This is a genomic window from Inquilinus limosus (genome assembly GCF_002195995.1).
In the GTDB taxonomy this organism is placed as follows: Bacteria; Pseudomonadota; Alphaproteobacteria; order DSM-16000; family Inquilinaceae; genus Inquilinus; species Inquilinus limosus_C.
The window spans coordinates 13,071-34,140 of sequence record NZ_NHON01000006.1 but is presented as its reverse complement, the minus strand read 5'-3'; the positions used below and the strand labels follow the sequence as shown (position 1 = coordinate 34,140).

19 protein-coding genes and 1 tRNA gene are annotated in these 21,070 nt (G+C 70.0%); 6 read left to right on the top strand and 14 right to left on the bottom strand.

The genetic code is table 11. From position 1 onward, the window contains the following. Positions 1-198: 198 nt before the first annotated feature. Positions 199-2,529, top strand: a complete 2,331-nt coding sequence (locus BWR60_RS04985) for a xanthine dehydrogenase family protein molybdopterin-binding subunit (RefSeq protein WP_343216362.1) — start codon at positions 199-201, stop codon at positions 2,527-2,529. Positions 2,530-2,535: 6 nt separating this feature from the next. On the opposite strand, the gene BWR60_RS04980 is transcribed toward BWR60_RS04985, so the two are convergent. The 8 genes from BWR60_RS04980 to BWR60_RS04945 all read right to left on the bottom strand — a co-directional run bounded on the left by BWR60_RS04980 (position 2,536) and on the right by BWR60_RS04945 (position 10,707). Then, positions 2,536-3,447: a LysR family transcriptional regulator gene (locus BWR60_RS04980; protein ID WP_088149908.1), complete on the bottom strand. Its 912-nt coding sequence runs from the start codon at positions 3,445-3,447 to the stop codon at positions 2,536-2,538. Positions 3,448-3,638: 191 nt separating this feature from the next. Beyond that, positions 3,639-4,217 carry an NUDIX domain-containing protein gene (locus BWR60_RS04975; protein ID WP_218823348.1) on the bottom strand — a complete coding sequence of 193 codons (579 nt, stop codon included), beginning with the start codon at positions 4,215-4,217 and terminating at the stop codon, positions 3,639-3,641. Next, positions 4,217-4,585 (bottom strand): hypothetical protein, encoded by a 369-nt coding sequence (locus tag BWR60_RS04970; RefSeq protein WP_218823347.1) that lies wholly within the window; start codon positions 4,583-4,585, stop codon positions 4,217-4,219. The genes BWR60_RS04975 and BWR60_RS04970 overlap by 1 nt, the downstream gene beginning before the upstream one ends. 111 nt (positions 4,586-4,696) lie before the next feature. Beyond that, entirely contained in the window at positions 4,697-5,083 is a 387-nt protein-coding gene (locus tag BWR60_RS04965; RefSeq protein ID WP_088149905.1) for an Imm8 family immunity protein, read from the bottom strand. 26 nt (positions 5,084-5,109) lie between these two features. Next, the gene (locus BWR60_RS04960; protein ID WP_088149904.1) at positions 5,110-7,131 is read right to left on the bottom strand and encodes a prolyl oligopeptidase family serine peptidase; all 2,022 of its coding nucleotides are present in this window, start codon (positions 7,129-7,131) and stop codon (positions 5,110-5,112) included. Between the two features lie 199 nt (positions 7,132-7,330). Continuing rightward, positions 7,331-8,791: an IMP dehydrogenase gene (gene guaB / locus BWR60_RS04955; RefSeq protein WP_088149903.1), complete on the bottom strand. Its 1,461-nt coding sequence runs from the start codon at positions 8,789-8,791 to the stop codon at positions 7,331-7,333. A 125-nt stretch (positions 8,792-8,916) separates the two neighbouring features. Next, entirely contained in the window at positions 8,917-9,645 is a 729-nt protein-coding gene (locus BWR60_RS04950; protein WP_088149902.1) for an RlmE family RNA methyltransferase, read from the bottom strand. Between the two features lie 15 nt (positions 9,646-9,660). After that, positions 9,661-10,707, bottom strand: coding sequence for a Ppx/GppA phosphatase family protein (locus BWR60_RS04945; protein ID WP_230982953.1), 1,047 nt, complete (start codon positions 10,705-10,707; stop codon positions 9,661-9,663). Positions 10,708-10,880: 173 nt separating this feature from the next. Here BWR60_RS04945 and BWR60_RS04940 point away from each other — a divergent pair. From BWR60_RS04940 to BWR60_RS04930, 3 genes are all read left to right on the top strand, one after another. Beyond that, positions 10,881-10,954 (top strand) — tRNA-Gln (locus BWR60_RS04940). Between the two features lie 143 nt (positions 10,955-11,097). Then, the gene (locus BWR60_RS04935) at positions 11,098-11,496 is read left to right on the top strand and encodes a hypothetical protein (RefSeq protein WP_144445521.1); all 399 of its coding nucleotides are present in this window, start codon (positions 11,098-11,100) and stop codon (positions 11,494-11,496) included. A gap of 102 nt (positions 11,497-11,598) precedes the next feature. Beyond that, positions 11,599-12,309, top strand: a complete 711-nt coding sequence (locus BWR60_RS04930) for a hypothetical protein (RefSeq protein ID WP_088149899.1) — start codon at positions 11,599-11,601, stop codon at positions 12,307-12,309. Between the two features lie 45 nt (positions 12,310-12,354). Here the strand turns inward: BWR60_RS04930 and BWR60_RS04925 are convergent, their stop codons facing one another. The 6 genes from BWR60_RS04925 to BWR60_RS04900 form a co-directional block, all read right to left on the bottom strand. Continuing rightward, positions 12,355-13,857: an ankyrin repeat domain-containing protein gene (locus BWR60_RS04925; protein ID WP_218823346.1), complete on the bottom strand. Its 1,503-nt coding sequence runs from the start codon at positions 13,855-13,857 to the stop codon at positions 12,355-12,357. Between the two features lie 179 nt (positions 13,858-14,036). Beyond that, complete coding sequence (locus BWR60_RS04920; RefSeq protein ID WP_088149898.1) at positions 14,037-15,155, bottom strand: acetoin dehydrogenase dihydrolipoyllysine-residue acetyltransferase subunit; 1,119 nt, start codon at positions 15,153-15,155, stop codon at positions 14,037-14,039. Next, positions 15,152-16,183 carry an alpha-ketoacid dehydrogenase subunit beta gene (locus tag BWR60_RS04915; RefSeq protein ID WP_088149897.1) on the bottom strand — a complete coding sequence of 344 codons (1,032 nt, stop codon included), beginning with the start codon at positions 16,181-16,183 and terminating at the stop codon, positions 15,152-15,154. The genes BWR60_RS04920 and BWR60_RS04915 overlap by 4 nt, the downstream gene beginning before the upstream one ends. 12 nt (positions 16,184-16,195) lie before the next feature. Continuing rightward, the gene (locus BWR60_RS04910; protein ID WP_088149896.1) at positions 16,196-17,164 is read right to left on the bottom strand and encodes a thiamine pyrophosphate-dependent dehydrogenase E1 component subunit alpha; all 969 of its coding nucleotides are present in this window, start codon (positions 17,162-17,164) and stop codon (positions 16,196-16,198) included. A gap of 115 nt (positions 17,165-17,279) precedes the next feature. Beyond that, the gene (locus tag BWR60_RS04905) at positions 17,280-17,918 is read right to left on the bottom strand and encodes an OmpA family protein (protein WP_088149895.1); all 639 of its coding nucleotides are present in this window, start codon (positions 17,916-17,918) and stop codon (positions 17,280-17,282) included. A gap of 256 nt (positions 17,919-18,174) precedes the next feature. Next, on the bottom strand, positions 18,175-19,017 hold the full coding sequence (locus BWR60_RS04900) for a lytic transglycosylase domain-containing protein (RefSeq protein ID WP_088149894.1): 843 nt from the start codon (positions 19,015-19,017) through the stop codon (positions 18,175-18,177). Between the two features lie 132 nt (positions 19,018-19,149). Here BWR60_RS04900 and BWR60_RS04895 point away from each other — a divergent pair, with 132 nt between their 5' ends. Together BWR60_RS04895 and BWR60_RS04890 are read left to right on the top strand one after the other, a co-directional pair. Continuing rightward, on the top strand, positions 19,150-19,878 hold the full coding sequence (locus BWR60_RS04895; protein ID WP_088149893.1) for a FadR/GntR family transcriptional regulator: 729 nt from the start codon (positions 19,150-19,152) through the stop codon (positions 19,876-19,878). Further along, positions 19,875-21,053 carry a PLP-dependent transferase gene (locus BWR60_RS04890; protein WP_088149892.1) on the top strand — a complete coding sequence of 393 codons (1,179 nt, stop codon included), beginning with the start codon at positions 19,875-19,877 and terminating at the stop codon, positions 21,051-21,053. Before BWR60_RS04895 ends, BWR60_RS04890 begins: the two co-directional genes overlap by 4 nt. Positions 21,054-21,070: the final 17 nt, after the last annotated feature.

Here is a 21,070-nt window from a genome sequence, read left to right as displayed (position 1 = left end):
ACAAACAAAAACGGCCGGCTGCGCCCGGCAGCCGGCGATGGCGCTTATGTAGCGAAGACCAGCCCCCAATACCAGCCCCTCGCTGCACCGGCGGACAATACAGGCCGCATCCCGGCGCGGATATTGTCCGACATGGCATTGACGCCCGTGGCGCCACGTCCGATCCTAACCTGATTCAAAGCCCGGGAGGAGCAGATCGTGGCGACGAAGTTCGGCATCGGCCAGCCTATGCGCCGCAGCGAGGACCCGCGACTGCTGAAGGGCAGCGGCCGGTACACCGACGATGTCTCCGCGCCGAACCAGGCGCAGGCCTGGTTCCTGCGCTCGCCCTTCGCCCATGCCGAGATCCGCGGCATCGACACCAGCGCGGCCGCGGCGATGCCCGGCGTGATCGGCATCGTCACCATCGCCGATCTCGATGCCGACGGGATCGCCGACCTGAAATGCTACGCACCGGTGAAGAACCGCGACGGCTCCGACCAGGTGCTGCCGCCGCGGCCGATCCTGGCGCGCGGCCGGGTGCGCCATGTCGGCGAGGCGGTGGCGCTGGTGGTGGCCGAGACCATGGAACAGGCCAAGGACGCCGCCGAGGCGATCGAGGTCGACTATGATTCGCTGCCTTCGGCGACCGACCTGACCGGCACCATGGCCGGCCCGGCGATCTGGGATGCCGCCCCGGGCAATGTCTGCTTCGACTGGGAGTTCGGCGAGAAGGACAAGGTCGAGGCGCTGTTCGCCCGGGCCGACCGGATCGTGAAGGTCGACCTGGTCAACAACCGGGTGGTCGCCTCGCCGATGGAGCCGCGCTGCTGCCACGCCGATTGGGATGCGACGGAAGGCCGCTTCGTGCTCTACGTCTCCTGCCAGGGCGTGCACATGCTGCGCGACATGCTGGCGAACGACATCTTCAAGCTGCCACCGGAGCGGTTCCTGGTGCGCAGCACCGATGTCGGCGGCGGCTTCGGCATGAAGCTGTTCATGTATCCGGAATATCCGGCGACCCTCTACGCCGCCCGCAAGTTCGGCCGGCCGGTGAAATGGACGTCGGAGCGGACCGAGGCCTTCATCAGCGACGACCATGGCCGCGACAACGTCACCACGGTCGAGCTGGCGGTCGACAAGGACGCCCGCTTCCTGGCGCTGCGGGTCGATCTGATCGCCAATATGGGCGCCTATCTGTCGAACTTCGCGCCCTTCATCCCGACCATGGCCGGCGGCGCCCAGATGCTGAACGGGCTGTACACGCTGCAGGGCGTGTATGAGCGGGTGCGCGGCGTGTTCACCAACACCCAGCCGGTCGACGCCTATCGCGGCGCCGGGCGGCCGGAGGCGGCGTACAATGTCGAGCGCATCGTCGACCACGCGTCGCGCGTGCTGGGCATCGACCCGGTCGAGCTGCGGCGGCGCAACTACATCCCCCCCTCGGCCATGCCCTACGACACGGTCACCGGCGTGACCTATGACAGCGGTGAGTTCACCCGCAACCTCGAGGAGGCGGCGCAGATCGCCGATGTCGCCGGCTTCGAGGCGCGCCGCCGCGAGTCGGGCCGGTCGGGCAAGTATCGCGGGCTCGGCATCGCCACCTATGTCGAGGCCTGCGCCGGCGGCGAGGATGAGGCCGCCGATGTCCGGGTCAGCCGCGACGGCAAGGTGACGATCTATGTCGGCACCCAGACCAACGGCCAGGGCCACGAGACCGCCTACAAGCAGATCATCGCCGAGCATCTCGGGGTCGAGCCCGACCAGGTCACTCTGGTCCAGGGCGACACCGACCTCGTGCGCACCGGCAACGGCACCGGCGGCTCGCGCTCCGTCCCGGTCGGCGGCGCCGCGATCCGCGACGGGTCGCTGAAGATCCAGGACAAGGCCAAGCTGCGGGCGGCGGATCTGATGGAGACGGCGGCGGTCGACATCGCCTTCGCCGACGGCCGCTTCACCGTGGTCGGCACCGACCGGGCGCTGACCCTGGCCGAGATCGCGGCGCAGACCGACGCGGCCAGCGACAGCGAGATCGTGTTCGAGGAGCGCGGCAGCTTCACCCCGCCCTCGGCCACCTTCCCGAACGGCGCCCATGTGGTCGAGCTGGAGGTCGACGGCGACACCGGCGAGGTCGAGATCCTGCGCTACACCGTGGTCGACGATTTCGGCCGGGTGCTGAACCCGCTGATGGTGGCTGGCCAGGTGCATGGCGGCATCGCCCAGGGCCTCGGCCAGGCGCTGCTGGAGCATGCGGTGTTCGACCCGGAGAGCGGCCAGCTGCTGTCCGGCTCCTTCATGGACTACGCCATGCCGCGGGCGATCGACCTGCCGCTGGTCAATTTCAAGTACAACGAGATCCCCTGCACCACCAACCCGCTGGGGGTGAAAGGTGCCGGCGAGGCCGGGGCCATCGGCGCGCCGCCGGCGATCATCAACGCCATCGTCGACGCCCTGTCGCCGCTCGGCGTCGAGCATGTCGACATGCCGGCGACGCCGCCGAGGCTGTGGCAGATCATCCACAGCCGGCAGGACCGGCAGGCGGCGGAGTAGTCCGAGTCAGACGACGCGCCGCGTGCCTTCGAGCGCGCGGCGCTGGCGGTGGAACAAGGCGGCCAACGCCTCGGTGACGGCGCGGACGGCGTCGTCGCGGCGCAGCTCGCCATGCAGCATCAGATAGACGTCTTCGGCCAGCTCCGGCACCGGGCCGCCGAGGCGCAGCAGCCTGTCGTCGGCATCGCCCAGGAAGCAGGGCAGCAGCGCCACGCCGAGCCCGTCGGCCGCCGCCCGGTGGCGCAGATAGACCTCGCCCAGCCGGCAGCGCAGCGTGCCCTGGGCGGCCACAGCGTCGAACCAGGCGGATTGCGACGGCGTCCGCTCCGGCTCCGGCAGGCCGATGAAGTCCAGGCCGGCCAGGCTGGAGTCACCGCCAAGGCCGCGCGGCTCCAGATAGGCCCGGGCGGCGTAGAGGGCGAAGCCGATGCGGCCGACCCGGCGGGCGGCGAGATCCCCCTCCTCCGGCACCCGGCGCATGCGCAGCGCGATGTCGGCCTCGCGCCAGGCGAGATTGGCTCGCGCCCGTGAGTTGCCGATCGCGATCGCCTGGCCGCTTTCAGCGAGAAGCACCTGCAGATGGGCGGTCAGGAACAGCGCGACCGAGCTGGTGGCGGAGACCCGTACCGGCTCCGCTTCGGCGTCGACGCTCTGCTGCAGCTCCCGCAGCAGGGCGCCCGCCCCCTCCTCCATGCCGCCGGCGGCCTGCAGCAGCGTCCGGCCGCGGGCGGTCAGCTCCAGCCGGTTCGGCAAGCGGTCGAACAGCCGGGCGCCGGCGAGGCCCTCCAGCGACCGCAGGTGGCGGCCGATGGTGGGCTGGCTCAGCCCCAGCCGCCGCGCGGCCTCGGTCAGGCTGCCGGTTCGGGCGACGGCGAGGAAGATGCGGATGTCGTCCCAGTTCGGCTCGCCCGTGGTCACGCTCGGTTCTTCGCTGCAGCCTCGCTGAACCGATCATAGAGTCGTCATCGCGAGGAGCGAAGCGACGTGGCGATCCAGGGGCCGGTTCGCACTGGCCCCTGGATTGCTTCGCTGCGCTCGCAATGACGGTGTTGAGAACTCTGAAAAGGTCTGCCCGACGAGAGAAGAGATGGCGGCGCCCGTGGTCACGCTCAGCCCAGCAATCGGTGAAGCTGGGTGTATTGCAGCAGGAGAATGGTCTTGCCGTCCATGATCTCGCCGCGTTCGACCATGGCCAGCGCCTCGGCCAGGGTCGGCTCCAGGATCTCGATGTCCTCGCCCTCGGCCTGGATCCCACCGCCATCCGAGGCGCGGTCGGCCGGGCTGTATTCTGCGACGAAGAAGACCAGTCGCTCGGTCACCGACCCCGGGCTCATGAAGGCCTCGAACACCCGGCGCGGCGCCGCCACGCGATAGCCTGTCTCCTCCGCCGCCTCCTGGCGGATCGCGGTCTCCGGGTCGCGGTCGTCGAGCAGGCCGGCGCAGGCCTCGATCAGCGGCTCGGGGTGGCCGTTGACATAGGCCGGGAAGCGGAATTGCCGGGTGAGCAGCACCCGGCCGCGCGCCGGGTCGTACAGCAGGATCGCGGCGCCGTTGCCGCGGTCATAGGTCTCGCGGCTGACCGTCTGCCAGCTGCCGTCCTGGCGCCGGTAGTCGAAGGTGGTCTTCTTCAGCACGTACCAGTCGTCGGACAGGGTCTCGACCGACTTGATCCGGATCCGGTCCTGCATCAGGCGCATCCCGGCACCTCGGCCAGGCTGCGGTACACGGGTCGCCCAGCCTCCTCGAAGATCGCCACCATCGCCTCGGCCCCCACCGACGGGCCGCCGATGCGCAGGCAGGCGTCGCAGCGCCGCGCCACGCGCTCGCCGATTGGGTGGAAGATCTCATCGAAGACAGGATCGCCGAGGCCGGAGGAGCCGGCGGTCTCGACCAGCGGCAGGGCCAGGGCCTCGCCGGTGATCGGCAGGTGGCCGGCCCGGAAAAGTCGCAGCGCGGCCTCGTTCATGGCCCGCATATTGGCCGCGATCCGCCGGGGATCGTCGCCGGTGCCGGAGCGGTACGGCCCGGCGACCAGGATCATGAGGGGATTTGCCAAGATGCCTCCGCAAATAGTGGTGCGGCAGCATGATCGGGGCGTCGCACGGCTGAGGCAGCCCGACAGGGCTGAAGGTCCGCCATTCAGGAATGAAGGGCTGCCGTCTCTTGCCTAGTGGGTTTTGAGCCGCGGCGGGGTGACGTCGCCTTGATAGTCGTTGTAGTCCTTGAACTCCCAGCAGAGATATCGGTTAAGCCGCTCGCCGAACTGATCCCAATCGCGCGATCCCGCAAACTGCTCCGCAAGCGCCTGAAGCACGGCTGTCACATGCTCCAGATCCAGGCGCTGGACGATCAGGTGACCTCTCGGCCAGAAGACCGTCTCAGCGTTCACCCGCTCCTGGATCCAGGCGGGCGTGCAGACATAGGTGTGAAAGATATCCGCGCCGTCCTTGTCGCGAAGCCCAACCTCGACGGTTACCGTCGCGCGAACGGAGCTTTCGGTCGCTGCGGGCGGGTCGGGGTCCCAATGAACTCCCTTGATCTCGATCGCGAGCATCGGCGGCCTCGTTGACGCTGGGGGATCTACGTCAGTTTGTCCCACAGGAACGCATGGATCAGCGCCTGGTTGAAGGCGGTCTGGGCGTTGTTGGCGGCGGCGCCGTGGCCGCCCTCGATATTCTCGTAGTAGCGGACGTCCTTGCCCATTTCGATCATCCGCGCCGCCATCTTGCGGGCATGGCCGGGATGGACCCGGTCGTCACGGGTCGAGGTCAGGAACAGCACCGGCGGGTACGTCCCGTCCTGCCGCAGGTTCTGGTAGGGCGAGAAGGTCTGCAGGAACGCCCAGTCCTCCGGCTTGTCCGGGTCGCCGTACTCCGCGGCCCATGAGGCGCCGGCCAGCAGCTTGGTGTAGCGCTTCATGTCCAAGAGCGGCACGGCGCAGACGATGGCGCCGAACAGCTCCGGATAGGTCGTCAGCATGTTGCCGACCAGCAGGCCGCCATTGCTGCCGCCCTCGATGCCGAGATGCGGGACGGAGGTGATGCCGCGGGCCACCAGGTCGCGCGCCACGGCGGCGAAATCCTCATAGGCGCGGGGCCGGTTCTCGCGCAGCGCCGCCTGGTGCCAGCGCGGCCCGTATTCGCCGCCGCCGCGGATATTGGCCACGGCGTAGACGCCGCCACGGTCGAGCCACAGCCGCCCCTCGCCCGGGATGTAGTGCGGCAGCAGCGGCACCTCGAAGCCGCCATAGCCGGTCAGCAGGACCGGAGCGGAGCCGTCGCGCGGAGCATCCTTTCGGGCCACCACGAAATACGGCACGCGGGTGCCGTCGGCCGAGGCGACGAAATGCTGCTCCACCGCATAGGGCGAGGCGTCGAAGAAGGCCGGCGCCTGCTTCAGCGTCTCGAAGCCGGGCTGGCCGGCGGTGCCGCGATACAGCGTGTCCGGCTCGAGGAAGCCGGAGGCCAGCACCAGGATGTCGTCATCCTGGTGCGGGGCGGTGCCGACATAGGCGATGGTCGCGGCCTCGGGCAGGCCTTCCAGCGCCTGGCGCCGCCAGCCGCCCTCGCCCGGCGTCAGCACCTCGACCCGGCTCTTCACGTCGTCGAGGATCTGCAGCACCAGGTGGTTGCGGGTGCCGGAATAGCTCGACAGCGCGGTGGTCTCGGTCGGTTCGAACAGGGCGACGGGTTCGCGCTTGCCGGCCACCCAATCGTCGAAGGGCGCGGCCAGCAGAGCGCCGCCGGCATAGGTGCGGCCGCCCACCGTCCACTCCGTGCGCGGCGACACCAAGAGCCAGGGGCCGTGGGTGCCGGCCTCGGCGTCGCGTGGCACGTCGATCAGGGTCAGGCTGCCGTCGTCCCCCAGCAGGTAGAGCTCGCTGGTGTAGAAATCGATGCGGCGGGAGACGAAATCCCGCTCGAAGCCGGGGAAGTCGTCATGGACGGCGTCGACGGCGAGGTCGTCCTCCTGCCCCTCATAGACGGTCGTCGCCGCCTCCAGGGGCTGGCCGCGCCGCCACAGCTTGGCGATGCGCGGATAGCCGGAGCGGGTCAGCGACCCCGGGCCGAAATCGGTGCCGATATAGATCGAATCGGCGTCCTTCCAGCCGAAGCGGCTCTTGGCCTCGGGCAGGACGAAGCCGTCGGGCACGAAGCTGCGGCTCTCCAGGTCGAATTCGCGCACCACATGGGCGTCGGCACCGCCGCGCGACAGGGCGATCAGGGCGCGCTTGTAGTCCGGCTCCAGCACGTCGGAGCCGTGCCAGACCCAGTTCTCGCCTTCGGCCTCGGCCAGGGCGTCGAGATCGAGCAGCACCTCCCACACCGGCTCGGCGGTGCGGAAGGAGGCGAGCGTGGTGCGCCGCCACAGGCCGCGCGGATGGGCGGCGTCGCGCCAGAAATTGTAGCAGCGGTCGCCGCGGCGGACGATGTGCGGCAGCTTCTCCTCGGAATCGAGGATCTCCAGCATCTGCCGGCGCATCCGCTCGAACGCCGTCGTCTCGGCGAGGCGGCCGCTGCTCTCGGCGTTGCGCGCCCGGACCCAGTCGAGGGCCGTCTCGCCCTCGATGTCCTCGAGCCACAGATAGGGATCAGCGTCCATGTCGACCGTGCCGGTTGCAGCGTTGGCCAGTCAGAATAGGGAGCGATGACGGCCGGGGCCAGCCGCAGGACGACGCAACCCCTCTCCGTCATTGCGAGGAGGCGAAGCCGACGAAGCAATCCAGGGGCCGGTGCGCATTGGCCCCTGGATTGCTTCGCTGCGCTCGCAATGACGGTTTGGGGAGCGGGCCCCCTCTTCCTTACAGCCCCGGCCGGTAGTTCGGGGCCTCGTGGGTCACGGTGATGTCGTGCACATGGCTCTCGCGCAGGCCGGCATTGGTGATGCGCACGAACTCCGCCCGCTGGTGCAGGTCGGCGATGGTGCGGCTGCCGGTGTAGCCCATCGCCGCCTTCAGACCGCCGACCAGCTGGTGGACGACATTGGCGATCGGGCCCTTGTACGGCACCCGGCCCTCGACGCCTTCCGGCACCAGCTTCAGCGTGTCCGACACCTCCTGCTGGAAGTAGCGGTCGGCCGAGCCGCGCGCCATGGCGCCCAGCGAGCCCATGCCGCGATAGCTCTTGTAGGAGCGGCCCTGGTACAGGATCACCTCGCCCGGCGCCTCGTCGGTGCCGGCGAACAGCGAGCCCAGCATCACCACGTCGGCGCCGGCCGCGATGGCCTTGGCCAGGTCGCCGGAATACTTGATGCCGCCATCGGAGATCACCGGGATGCCGGCCTTGCGGCAGGCCTCGACGCAATCCATCACCGCGGTCAGCTGCGGCACGCCGACGCCGGCGACCATGCGGGTGGTGCAGATCGACCCCGGGCCGATGCCGACCTTGACCGCATCCGCCCCGGCATCGATCAGCGCCTTGGCGGCGTCGGCGGTGGCGACGTTGCCGGCCACCAGCTGGGTCGAGTTGGTCAGGCGCCGCGCCCGCTCGACGCTCTTCAGCACGCCCTCGGAATGGCCGTGCGCGGTGTCCAGCACCAGCACGTCGACCCCGGCATCGAACAGCGCCTCGGCGCGGGAGATGCCCTTGTCACCGGTGCCGGTGGCGGCGGCGACGCGCAGGCGGCCCTGCTCGTCCTTGCAGGCGTTCGGGTGCAGCTGCGCCTTGACGATGTCCTTGACCGTGACCAGCCCGATGCAGCGGTAGTCCTGGTCGACCACCAGCAGCTTCTCGATCCGGTTCTGGTGCAGCAGGCGCTTGGCCTCGTCCTTGCCGACGCCCTCGCGCACGGTGACCAGCCTGTCCTTGGTCATCAGCTCGCGCACCGGCTGGGCCGGGTTGCTGGCGAAGCGGACGTCGCGGTTGGTCAGGATGCCGACCAGCTTGCCGTCCTTCTCCACCACCGGGAAGCCGGAGATGCCGTGCCGGTCCATCAGCGCCAGCGCCTCGGCCATGCTGGCGTCGGGGCCGATGGTGATCGGGTTCACCACCATGCCGCTCTCGAAGCGCTTGACCTTGCGCACCTCCTCGGCCTGGCGGTCGATGTCGAGATTGCGGTGGATCACGCCGATGCCGCCGGCCTGGGCCATGGCGATGGCCAGCGGCGCCTCGGTGACGGTGTCCATGGCGGCGGAGAGCAGCGGGATGCCCAGCTCGATCCGCTTGGTCAGCCTGGTCCGCGTGTCCGCTTCGGCGGGCAGGATCGACGAGGCCTGCGGGACCAGCAGGACGTCATCGAAGGTCAGGGCGTCGCGGAACTGCATGTGGAGGCTCCCAGAGCTTGGAAGCGCCGCAATATAACCCCCCTCCGGGCGTTGTGAAGCGCAGATCTAGGGGGCCAGCGTTGCGTGGGGCGGATCTTAAGAGCGGGCCGGGACGCGCCGGCGGCCTATCCGCCCGGCTCCCGGCCTTTGAATTCCGTCGCCACGACATAGACTTCCGAGCTGTCCTGCCGGCTGGCGGCCGGCTTGACGTGGCGGACCTTGGCGAAGTTGCGCTTCAGGATGTCGAGCAGGTCCTTCTCCGCCCCGCCCTGGAACAGCTTGGCGACGAAGGCGCCGCCCGGCACCAGCACGTCGAGGGCGAAATCGGCCGCGGTCTCGGCCAGGGCCATGATGCGCAGATGGTCGGTCGCCGGATGGCCGACCGTCGGGGCCGCCATGTCGCTGAGCACGAGGTCGGCCGGGCCGGCCAGCGCCGCCTTCAGCCGGTCCGGCGCCGTCGGGTCGAGGAAGTCCAGCTCCAGGATGGTCGCGCCCGGCACCGGGTCCATGCCGAGATAGTCGATGCCGACCACCTTGCCCTGCGGCCCCACCCGCTCCAGCGCCACCTGCACCCAGCCGCCGGGGGCGCAGCCGAGATCGACCACGCGCATGCCGCGGCGCAGCAGGCCTAGCTTGTCGTCGAGTTGCACCAGCTTGAAGGCCGCGCGGGACCGGTAACCCAGCCTTTTGGCCTCGGCGACATAGGGGTCGTTGAGCTGGCGCTCCAGCCAGCGGGTCGAGGACGGGGTGCGCTGCTTGGCGGTCTTCACGCGCACGGTCAGGCCGCGGCTGCCGCGGCCGCTCGGCCCCCCTGCCCTCGCGCCGGCGGCTCCAGGCTTCTTCGGTGTCTTCATCGGTCCCGGATGTAGTCAGGCGTGGCGCTTCTGCGCCTCGGCCAGCAGGTCGAACAGGATGCCCTCGCGCACGCCGCGGTCACCCACCCGCAGCTTGCCGACCGGCCAGGTGTCGCAGATCGCCTCGAGGATGGCACAGCCGGCCAGCACCAGGTCGGCGCGGTCGCGGCCGATGCAGGGATAGGACGACCGCCCGGCATAGTCGAGGCCCAGCAGCATGCGGCTGGCGCGCCGCGCCTCCTCGAAGGTCAGGGTGCAGCCATCGACCTCGGACCGGATGTAGCGCGGCAGGCCGAGATGCACACCGGCCAGGGTGGTGACGGTGCCGGAGGAGCCGATCATCTGCACCCGGCCCTGGTCGACCAGCCCGCGCAGGTTGTTGCGCGCCTCGAACCCGGCCAGGGCGGCGGCGGTGGCGGCGCTCATCGCCGCATAGGTCTCCGGCGAGACCTCGTGGCCGCCATGCTGCTCGGCCAGCGAGACGACGCCGAGCGGCATGCTGAGCGCGTCGAGCGTCACCGGATGGCCGTCGGAATCGATCTCCAGCCAGGTCAGCTCGGTCGACCCGCCGCCGATGTCGAAGATGATCGCGTGCGGGATCGCGGGGTCCAGCAGCGGGGCGCAGCCGGCCGCGGCCAGGCGCGCCTCCTCCGCCGCCGGGATCATCTCCAGCTTCAGCCCGGTCTCGCGCCGCACCCGGTCGCGAAAGGCCGGGAAGTTGTCGGCCTGGCGGCAGGCCTCGGTCGCCACGGCGCGCGACAGGATCACGTTCTGGCGCCGGATCTTGGCGGCGCAGATGCGCAGCGCCGACAGCGTGCGCTGCATCGCCTCCGGCTGCAGCCGCCCGGTCGCGCCGACGCCCTCGCCCAGCCGGACGATGCGGCTGAACGCGTCGACCACCTGGAAGCCGCCGGTCGCGGCGCGCGCGATCAGCAGCCGGCAGTTGTTGGTGCCGAGATCCACCGCGGCGTAGAGAGGTTCGGGCTTCGCGGCCCGACGTCGATCGCCGGCCGCGGTGGCCTCCGAGATCGCGATCGACTCCACCACTGACATTCCTTCCATGGCCGTCCGTCCCGTTTCGAACGGCGCCTCCGTCCCTTCATCGAACTGTAGCGCAGCCACGACCAAAGAGGAAATGGGCCGGGAGTCGCATCCTCTATCGACATGGCTGCCGTTCGTTCACACAGGCCTTTACACGGGCGGATCGCTGGGGTAGACACCCTCCCGCCGGCCGCTGGGGGATCGTCTAGTGGTAGGACAGCGGACTCTGACTCCGCCAGCCTAGGTTCGAATCCTAGTCCCCCAGCCAACTCCGGCCTTTCCGGACAATTTGGCACCGTGCGCGGCTTCCGCGAAGCCATCAGCATTGCCTTGCGACAATCCCGGTCTGGCCTTCGGCTGCCCCCGGCGTGTACGGTCGGGCCCTCCCGAAACCGACCGGCGAGGCCGAGCATGCGATCGGCAGTGATCATCTTCGCAGCGGCGATCATGGCCCGGGCGGCTGTCACGCCGGTCTATTACCTGATCGAGGACAGCGGCGACGACGCGGCCCCGGCGCCGGTGGCGATCCTGGCCGGCAGCCTGGAACGCTGCGAGCAGGCGCTGGCGGTCTCTTCGGCGCCGCGCGCCCATTGCGAGAGCGTCCCAGGCTTCCGGCATCTGCTGGCCTCGGCCGATTCGGCCTTCGCCTCCCTGCGGCAGGCCGCCGACACCGCGCTGCAGCCGGTCAGCGACCTTCAGGACTCGGCGATCAACGCCGTGCAGGACGCGGCCACCGCCGTCGTGCAGGACGCCGCGGTCGATGCGGTCCAGGACGCCATCGGCGGGGACGACGATTCGCCATTGGAGTGAGTTGGCGGGCATCCGCCACAGCCGGAGATTGCAGGTCGACACGGCCGTCATAATTCCGTAACACCAGGGCCGAGGGGCATCGGTTCTTGGAGTTTCGAGTCATTGGTTACCTTCGCCCCGTCCCGCACGCGGGCGGCCGATGATCTGCCTTTCGGCATCACCGTCATCCTGCCGCTCGCCCTGTTCCTGGCCTTCAGCCTCGCCCTCTATCTCCGTCCCGATCTGCGCATGACCGTGCTCGAAGGCGAGCTCGGCGTGCTCGAGAATACCCAGGCGGCCATCCTGCTGGCGTCGCTGATCGCCAGCTTGGTCCTGTTCGGGCGCGCCCGTGCCGCACGGGATCGCGGCCTGACGATCTGGGCGGCCCTGCTGGCGCTGGGGTCGTTCTACATGCTCGGCGAGGAGATCAGCTGGGGCCAGCATTACGCCGGCTGGGCGGCCGAGGGCTGGTTCGCCCAGGTCAACGACCAGCACGAGACCAACCTGCACAACACCTCCGCCTGGTTCGACCAGAAGCCGCGGGCGCTGCTGGAGACCGCGATCTATGTCGGCGGCATCCTCTACCCGCTGGTGACGGCCGCGACCGGCCGGCTGCGCATCGCCCGCCCCTGGTGGCTGATGCCGACCTTCGCCGGCTTCACCGCGGCGGCGCTGGTGCTGGTGACGATCCTGCCGGAATGGCTGCACCTGTTCGGCTTCGGCCAGGGGCCCAAGCCGTACCGCGCCGCCGAGCAGCAGGAGCTGTTCATCTATCTGTTCGTCCTGCTCTACACCCTGTCGCTGCTGCGCCGACTGCGGGACCGGCCCGTGTGAGGGCGACCGGTCCGGGGCCAGCGATGCCCCGGACCGGCCGGCAGGTCAGGCCCCGCTCTCCGCACCGCCTCTCAGCACGGCGGCCACCTCGGGATGGCCGAAATGCTCGGCCCAGCCGAGCGGCGTGCTGTCGTAGGTCCGGTCGCGGAGGGTCGGGTCCGCCCCGTGCCGCAGCAGCAGCCGGGCGGCGCCGGGATTATCGGCCCAGCCGGCCGCCATGTGCAGCGGCGTGACGTCGGCGCTGTCGCCCCAGACGGCGCGCCGGCTGGCATCCGCCCCCTGCCCCAGCAGCCAGTCCACCGCCTCCGCCCGGTGCGCCAGCAGCGCCCAGTGCAGGGCGGCGCCGTTGTGCGGCACGCCGTCGATATCGGCGCCGCGGGCCAGCAGCTCGGCCATCGCCTCGATCCGGCCGCTGCGCGCGGCCCAGGTCAGCGCCTCGTCCAGCACCTCCTGCGACGCGCCGGTCATGTGCCATTCCGGGAAGCCGCTATGCGGCCGGTAGAAGCCGCGATGGTACCCCGCCTCCGGCCGCAGGGTGCCGTCGGCCTCGAAGAACAGCGCGACCAGGTCCATCCGGCCGAGACCGGCGGCGATGCGCAGGTTCAGCGGCGCCACCACCTCCGCCGCCAGCCGCTCCGCCATGTCCGCGTGGCCCCAGAACAGCGCCACCGCCAGGGGCGTACCGCCGTCGCCGTAAGCCTCTGCTTCGACCGAGCCGCCGGCCGCGATCAGCCGGTCGAGCAGGGTCATGCGAGCCTCCCGGTCGCCGCGGCCGCCGCCATAGGCGATGTCGTGCAGCGGCCCCCAGCCCTTGTCGTTGGTCAGCGCGGGGTCGGCCCCGGCGTCGAGCAGATCGCCGGCCAGAACCAGCCGGTCCATCGAGATCGCCAGCATCAGCAGCCGGTTGCCGTTGGTGCCGCGGGCGTTGACCAGGCCGGGATCGGTCGCCAGCACGGCCGCCAGGCCCGCGCGGTCGTCACCGCGGATCGCCTCGAAGGCGGTGCGGAACGGCTCCTCGGCCCGGCCCGCCTGCATCGCCTCGATCCGGGCGGCGAACCCGTCCCAGCCGTCGAAGCCGTGGCTGCGGGCAACCACCAGCTCGGCATCCTCCTGGCTCAAATCCGCGGCACGGATCTCGGCCTCCGACGCCGCGGCGAAGCGCGGATGGAAGCGCTGGACCAGGCGCAGCGACCCGGCCTCGCCGGTGCGGTGGTTGCTGCGGATCCCGGCGGCACGGTCGCGATAATATTGCAGCTCGGTCTCGAAGGGCCGGGCGATCTCCGGCGGCTCGCCGGCCAGATGCGCCTGCAGCTTCCGCCAGCTGGCGAAGCCGTATTCGCGGGCGATCACCCATTGCGCGTCGCTCAGCTTCGCCGCGGCGACCAGCTCGGCATCGGGGCGGTGGGCCAGCCGGGGATGGCTGTAGCGGACCCTTGCGATCGCCGTGGCCTCGCCGGCGCGCAGCGCCTTCAGCAGGTCCTTGGCGCGCTTCTTCTGCTGCTCCGGATCGGGCGATGCGGGCAGGTCCTGGGCATAGGGATGGGGCATGACGCTCCTCCTTTCACACGCCCGGCATCCGCATCAACGGGCAGAAAGAAGGACCGACGCTGGAAGCTCGTCTCTCGGCAAGTGGGCGCTGCCCTTCCCGCGGACCGGATGCGTCTTGCACGCGGCCAACAGGCTAGCCGGAGGGGCCAGGCGGTGCAAGGGCCCGGCCCCGCCTCCGTTCAATGCGCGGCGACGAAGTCCGCGATCAGCCGGTTGACCTCGGCCGCCGCCTCCATATGGACCATGTGGCCCTTGCCGTCGAAGCGATGTACCGGGACCGAGTCCGGCAGCCCGTCGGCATGGGCGGCCGGCACGATCGCGTCGGCCGTGCCCCAGATCACCTGGACCGGCACCTTGGCACTGCCGATCCGGTCGCGCAGCGACACCGCCTGGCGGCCGCCGGGGAAGACGGCGCCGGCGATCGTCTTCAACGCCGCCTCGACCCCGTCCAGGCGCTTGTATTTCAGCACATCCTCGACCAGGTCGCGGGTGACCAGATCGGGGTCGGCGAACAGCGCCTCGAGATGCGGCTTCAGGTCCTTGCGCTTCTGCGCCCCGATGAAGCCGTCGATGTAGCCGCTGTTGATCTCGGCGCCGAGGCCGGCCGGGGCGATCAGAGTTGCCGAGGCCACCCGGTCGGGCGAGTCCAGAGCCAGGGCCAGCGCCACCGCTCCGCCCATGGAATGGCCGGCCAGATGCGCCTTGCCGATGCCGGCGGCGTCGAGATAGGCCAGCACCGCGCCGGATAGCGCTGCGATGTCGCCCGCCCCGACCTCCTTGCCGGAGCCGCCATGGCCCGGCAGGTCGATGGCATGGACCGGGCGGCCGGCCAGCGCCGGCTGGGTGAACAGCCAGTTGTTGAGGTCGCCGCCGAAGCCGTGGATCAGCACGACCGGCGTACCGTCGCCCTCCCCCGTCACCAGGGCCCGGACCGGCCGGCCGGCGGCCTGGATCACCTTGGGCTCGGGCGGCGGGGCGGCGCTTTCGGCCGCGGCCGCCGCCTCGGCCTGGAAGGCGGCGATGAAGCGGTCGAGCTCGCCGTCCTCGACCTCGCCCTCGACCACCACGCCGAGCAGGGCGCCGACCGGCAGGGTCTGCCCCTCCTCGGCCACCCGCCGGCGCAGCGTGCCGGCGACCGTCGATTCCAGCGCGTTGGTGATCTTGCTGGTCTCGATGTCGACGATCTCGGTGCCCGGCTCGATTCGCGCCCCCTCCTCCGCCGTCCAGGCGGCGAGCAGCCCCTCGGTCATCGCCAGGCCCCATTTCGGCATGGTGATCGGGTGGATCGTCCCGGTCATTCGGCCGCCTCCCGCCGGTCCGGCGCGCCCATCACCGTGCGCACCGCGGCCGCCACCTTGTCGGCGTTCGGGATGTACAGATCCTCCAGCGCCGCCGAGAACGGCACCGGCACATGCGGCGGCGACACCATCTTGATCGGCGCCTTCAGCGCCCCGAAGGCCTGGTCCGCCACCTGGGCCGAGATGTCGGTGGCGATGTTGCAGCGCGGGCTGGCCTCATCCACCACCACCAGCCGCCCGGTCTCCTCCACGCTCTCCAGGATCGTGTCCATGTCGAGCGGCGAGGTCGTGCGCGGGTCGATGATGGTGCAGTCGACGCCTTCCCTGGCCAGCGCCTCGGCCGCCGCCTTGGCCATCTGCACCATGCGGCCGATGGCGACGATGGTGACGTCCTCGCCCTCACGTACCAGGTTCGCCTCGCCGAAGGGGATGGTGTAGGGCTCGTCCGGCACCTCCTCCTCCATGTCGTACAGCACCTTGTGCTCGAAGAAGATCACCGGGTCGTCGTCGCGGATCGCCTGGATCAGCAGGCCCTTCGCCTCATAGGGCGAGGACGGCACCACGCATTTCAGCCCGGGGATGTGGGTGAACACCGGGTACAGGCACTGGCTGTGCTGGGCCGCGGCGCGAAAGCCGGCGCCGTACATGGTGCGGATGGTCAGCGGCGTCACCGCCTTGCCGCCGAACATGTAGCGGAACTTGGCGGCCTGGTTGAAGATCTGGTCGAAGCAGACGCCCATGAAGTCGACGAACATCAGCTCGGCGACGGGGCGCAGTCCGCTGGCTGCCGCGCCGGCCGCGGCGCCGATGAAGGCGCTCTCGGTGATCGGCGTGTCCAGCACGCGGCTGGGACCGAACTCCTTGTACAGCCCCTTGGTGACGCCGAGCGGCCCGCCCCAGGCGTCCTGCTCGCCCGGCGCGCCGGAACCGCCGGAGATGTCCTCGCCCATCAGGATCACGCGCGGGTCGCGCCGCATCTCCTGCGCCAGCGCCTCGTTGACCGCCTGGCGGAAGCTCTTTTTGCTCATGCCCTGCCTCCCTCAATACGAGACGTAGACGTCAGTCAGGAGGTCGGCCGGCCCCGGCACCGCGGCGGCCTTGGCGTCGACCACGGCGCGGTCGATCGCCTGCCTGATCTCGGCGTCGATGGCGTCCATCTGCGCGATATCCAGCAGCCCCGCCTCGGTGACCCGGTTGCGGAACAGGTCCAGGCTGTCGCGCTGGGCCCGGATGGCATCGACCTCGCCGGGGGCGCGGTAGGTCTGGGCGTCGCCCTCGAAATGGCCGTAGTAGCGGTTCAGCTTGACCTCGATCAGGGTCGGGCCGCCGCCGGACCTGGCCCGCTCGATCGCCTCCCGCGCGGCCTCCCACACCGCGAAGAAGTCGTGGCCGTCGACCACGACGCCGGGCATGCCGAAAGCCTGGGCACGCTCGACAATGTCCTTGCAGCTGACCGAGTATTTGCTGGAGGTCGCCTCGGCATAGCCGTTGTTCTCGAACACGAAGATCGCCGGCAGCTTCCACACCGTGGCCAGGTTCAGCGCCTCGCAGGTGGTGCCCTGGTTCGAGCCGCCGTCGCCGGTGAAGGACACGGCGACGCCGCCGGTGCCCAGCGTCTTGGCCGCCAGCGCGGCGCCGCAGATCAGCGGCGGGCCGCCGCCGACGATGCCGTTGGCGCCCATCATGCCCTTGGACAGGTCGGCGATGTGCATCGACCCGCCCTTGCCGCCGCACAGCCCGTCCTTGCGGCCGTAGATCTCCTTCATCATCGCCACCGGATCGCAGTCCTTGGCGATGCAGTGGCCATGGCCGCGATGGGTGCTGGCGATCGAATCCCGGTCGGTCAGGTGCAGGCAGACGCCGACGGCGCTGGCCTCCTCGCCGGCATAGAGATGGACGAAGCCCGGAATGTCCCCGGTGGCGAATTCGAGATGCACCCGATCCTCGAACTCACGGATCAGGCGCATCTGGCGATAGGCACGCAAAAGGTCGTCGCGACTCAGCTGCATGGCCGTTCCTCCCGTTGCGGATCTTATGTCCGGCAATGAGCGTAACGTGCCGTGCTTCGGGTTGTGAACCCGTCGCGTACCACCTCCGACTTTGGTCGAAGGAATCCTGTCGCTGCTATTGCCCGTTCGGCCGGATCGTCAGCTCCACCCGCCGGTTCTCCTGCCGCCCCGCCGCCGTGGCGTTGCTGGCCTTCGGCTGGTCCTCGCCGGCGCCGCCGATGTTGATCCGCGGCGGATACACCCCGCGCGAGGAGATGTAGTCGGCGACCGAGCGCGCCCGCGCCTCCGACAGCCGCTGGTTGTACTCGGCCGCGCCGGTGTTGTCGGTGTGGCCGACCACGTCGATATAGGTGCTGGTGTACTGGTTCAGCGTCGCCGCGACCTGGTCGAGCGGGCCGTAGAACGCCGGCTTGATGGACGCGGAATCGGTGGCGAAGGTGACGTCGCCCGGGATCTCCAGCACCAAATTGTCGCCGCGGCGGTTCACGCCGATGCCGGTACCGGCGAGGTTACGCCGCATATCGGCCTGCTGCCGGTCCATGTAGTTGCCGATGGCGCCGCCCGCCAGCGCGCCGACGCCGGCGCCGATCAGCGCGCCCGCGCCGCGGTTGCCGCCGCTGACCAGGGCGCCGATGCCGGCCCCGGCCAAGCCGCCGGCGGCCGCGCCGCCGATCGTGTTCGGCGCGCTGTCGAACTGGCAGGACGCGAGCGATATGGCCAGGCCGGCCACGATCAGGATTTTCGGGAACCGCATGGCATCCTCCGTCGCGGACAGTCGAGTGAGGATCGGCGCGAAATGGGGCTTCTTCAAGCCCCTGTTGTTTCTTCAGGTGAGACAATCGAGCAGAAGATCGTTTCCCTATTTCACTGTCATGCCCGGGCTTGACCCGGGCATCCAGGAATGTCGACGCTGTTCTGGATGGCCCCTGGATTGCCGGGTCAAGCGCGGTAATGACACAAAGCAACAAGCGCAGCGTCATTGCGCCTCTTCATCCAAAGCTCTTACCCGCTCAGTTCCGCAGCACGATGCAGGCGCCGCCTGCCCGGCGCAGCCGGGTGCAGAACTGGTTGCCCTCGGCCCGGCTCTGCGCCGGCACGCTGACCCGGTAGAAGCGCCGCGTGCCCATGCTCAGCATCCGGGTGCCGACGATCATCGGCTGGATCTCCGCCATCAGCTGCGGGAAGCGCCGGCGGACGCGGTTGTAGGAGGCCAGGGCCCGGCCCTTGGAGAAGTTGCCGGCGATCTGCACATGCCAGGGCGCGGTCGGCGACACCAGCTCGTCCCGGTCGGCCTCGGTCTTCAGCGATGCCAGGATCTCCAGGCAGGGCTTGTCGCTGCCGTCGAAGCTGGGGGCGGGGGCACCGGGCTTCGGCACCCAGTCATCGGCCGGGCGCTTGGTCACGAACAGCACGTAATCCTCGGTCTCCAACGGCAGAAAACCATGGCCGCCGACCCAGCTCTCGACCCGGTTCGGCCCGGCATTGTAGCCGGCGGCGGCGAGGCCGAGATTGCCGAACTGGTCGCGCAGCTCGGCCAGGAAGGCGGCGGAGGCCGGCAGCGCGGTCTCCGGGTCGAACGGGTCTTCCAGATCGCGCAGCTTGGCGGTGCCGGGCATGAACTGGGCGACGCCCCGCGCGCCCTTCGGGCTGACCGCGCGCGGCCGGAACCGGCTCTCCTTCCAGATCAGCCGGGTGAAGAACTCCAGCGGCAGGTTCTCGGCCGCGGCGGATTGCTCGATCAGCCGGCACACCGCCTGCTCGACCGTCTCGTCCTTGCCCTGGGCGGCCCCGGCGGCGCCGCAGGACAGCAGGGCCCAGACGACCCCGACCCAGCCCCATGACCGCACGCGCATTCCGGACACCTCGCAACGATGTTGCGATTTGTAACCGCGGCCGCCGCGGCGACAAACCGATATTGACGGCATTCAATGCATTCGATCAAAGTGGTCCAGATGTCAGACCAATTTTGAAATCTGCCGCCGCCGATGTCCGCCCGCCTCCGCCCTGCCCTGTCGCCGATCCGCACGCCGACGCGTGACGAGGCGGCGTTGGCGGCAATCGCGGAGCATGTCGAGCGCACCGGCATCGGGCCCGGCGAGCGGCTGCCGCCCGAGCGCGACCTGGCCGAGCAGTTGCAGGTCAGCCGCTCTACCATCCGTGAGGCGCTGAAACGCTGGGAGGGCCTGGGCATCGTCGAGATGCGCAAGGGCAGCGGCACCTATCTCAAGGTACCGGTGTCGACCGCCAGCATCCACATGCCGCTGACCATCGACCGCGCCTCCGATGTCGCCACGCTCTTGCACACGCTGGAGGTGCGGCGGGCGCTGGAGGGCGAGGCCGCGGCGATCTGCGCCCGCCGGGCGACCGGGGAGCAGATCGCCGAGATCGGCCGCCGCCTCGACATCATGGAGGCGCACCACACCAAATACGGCGACGCGCCGGAGCAGGATTGGGAGTTCCACCAGTCGATCTTCCGCGCCACCGAGAACCCGATCTTCGAGCAGATCCTGGCCAGCATGCGGGACGCCTTCCACCGCTTCTGGGAGAACCCGCTGGACATGCCGGATTTCGCCGGCCGCACCTTCCCCTATCACCGCGTGATGTACGACGCGATCGTCCGGCGCGACCCGGACGGCGCGCGCGCCGCCGCGCTGACCATCATCGACATGGTCGATGAGGACATCCGAGACGCCGACCGCAGACGGACCCGATGACCGACGATTTCACTCCCCCCGAGGAATACGGGGCCGCCACGACGCTGGCGCATGACGACAGCTTCCCCGCCGGCGCGGTGGTGCCGCCGATCTACCAGACCTCGCTGTTCACCTTCGCCAGCTATGCGGAGATGGAGGCGGCCTTCTCCGGCCAGGTGAAGCGCCCAGTCTATTCCCGCGGCGACAACCCGACGGTGCAGGAATTCGAGCGCAAGGTGGCGGCGCTGGAAGGCGCCGAGGCGGCGCGCGGCACCGCCAGCGGCATGGCGGCGATCAGCTCCGCCGTGCTCAGCATCGCCGGGGCCGGCGACCGCATCCTCAGCACCCGCCATGTCTATGGCGACGCCTACCGGCTGTTCGAGAAGCTGCTGCCACGGCTCGGCATCACCGTTGACTATGTCGATTGCGGCGATCTGGCTGCGGTCGAGGCGGCGCTGCCCGGCGCCAAGCTGCTGTATCTCGAGAACCCGACCTCGATGATGTTCGAACTGCAGGAGATCGGGCGGCTGGCGGCCCTGGCCAAGGCGCATGGCGCGGCCACCATCATCGACAATTCCTGGGCCACGCCGCTGTTCCAGCAGCCGCTCCGGCACGGCGTTGACCTGGTGGTGCATTCGGCCTCGAAATACCTGTCGGGCCACAGCGACACCGTTGCCGGGGTGATCGCCGGCTCGGCCGAGGCCATCGCCCGGGTCAACGACCGGACCCAGCCCTATCTCGGCGGCAAGCTGTCGCCCTTCGAGGCCTGGCTGCTGGTGCGCGGCATGCGCACCCTGCCGCTCAGGATGCGCCAGCACCAGGAGAGCGGGCTGGCCATCGCTCGCCGCCTGGCCGATCACCCGCTGGTCACGCGGGTGCTTCACCCCGCCTTCTCCAACCACCCCGGCGGCGCCACGCTGACCGGCCATAGCGGCCTGTTCTCCTTCGAGGTCGAGGAGACGGTCGACGTGCCGCGGCTGGTCGACGCGCTGCGCCTGTTCAAGCTCGGCGTCAGCTGGGGCGGGCATGAAAGCCTGGTGGTCCCGGCCCGCGCCTCGCTGCGCCAGGCCCAGGGGCCGAACTCGATGTCCGCCTTCGGGGTGACGCCGCGCATCGTCCGGCTCGCCATCGGGCTGGAGGACACCGAGGACCTGTGGGCCGATCTCGAGCGCGCGCTCGCCGGCTCCGTGAACTGACCGGAGCCCGCATTGGC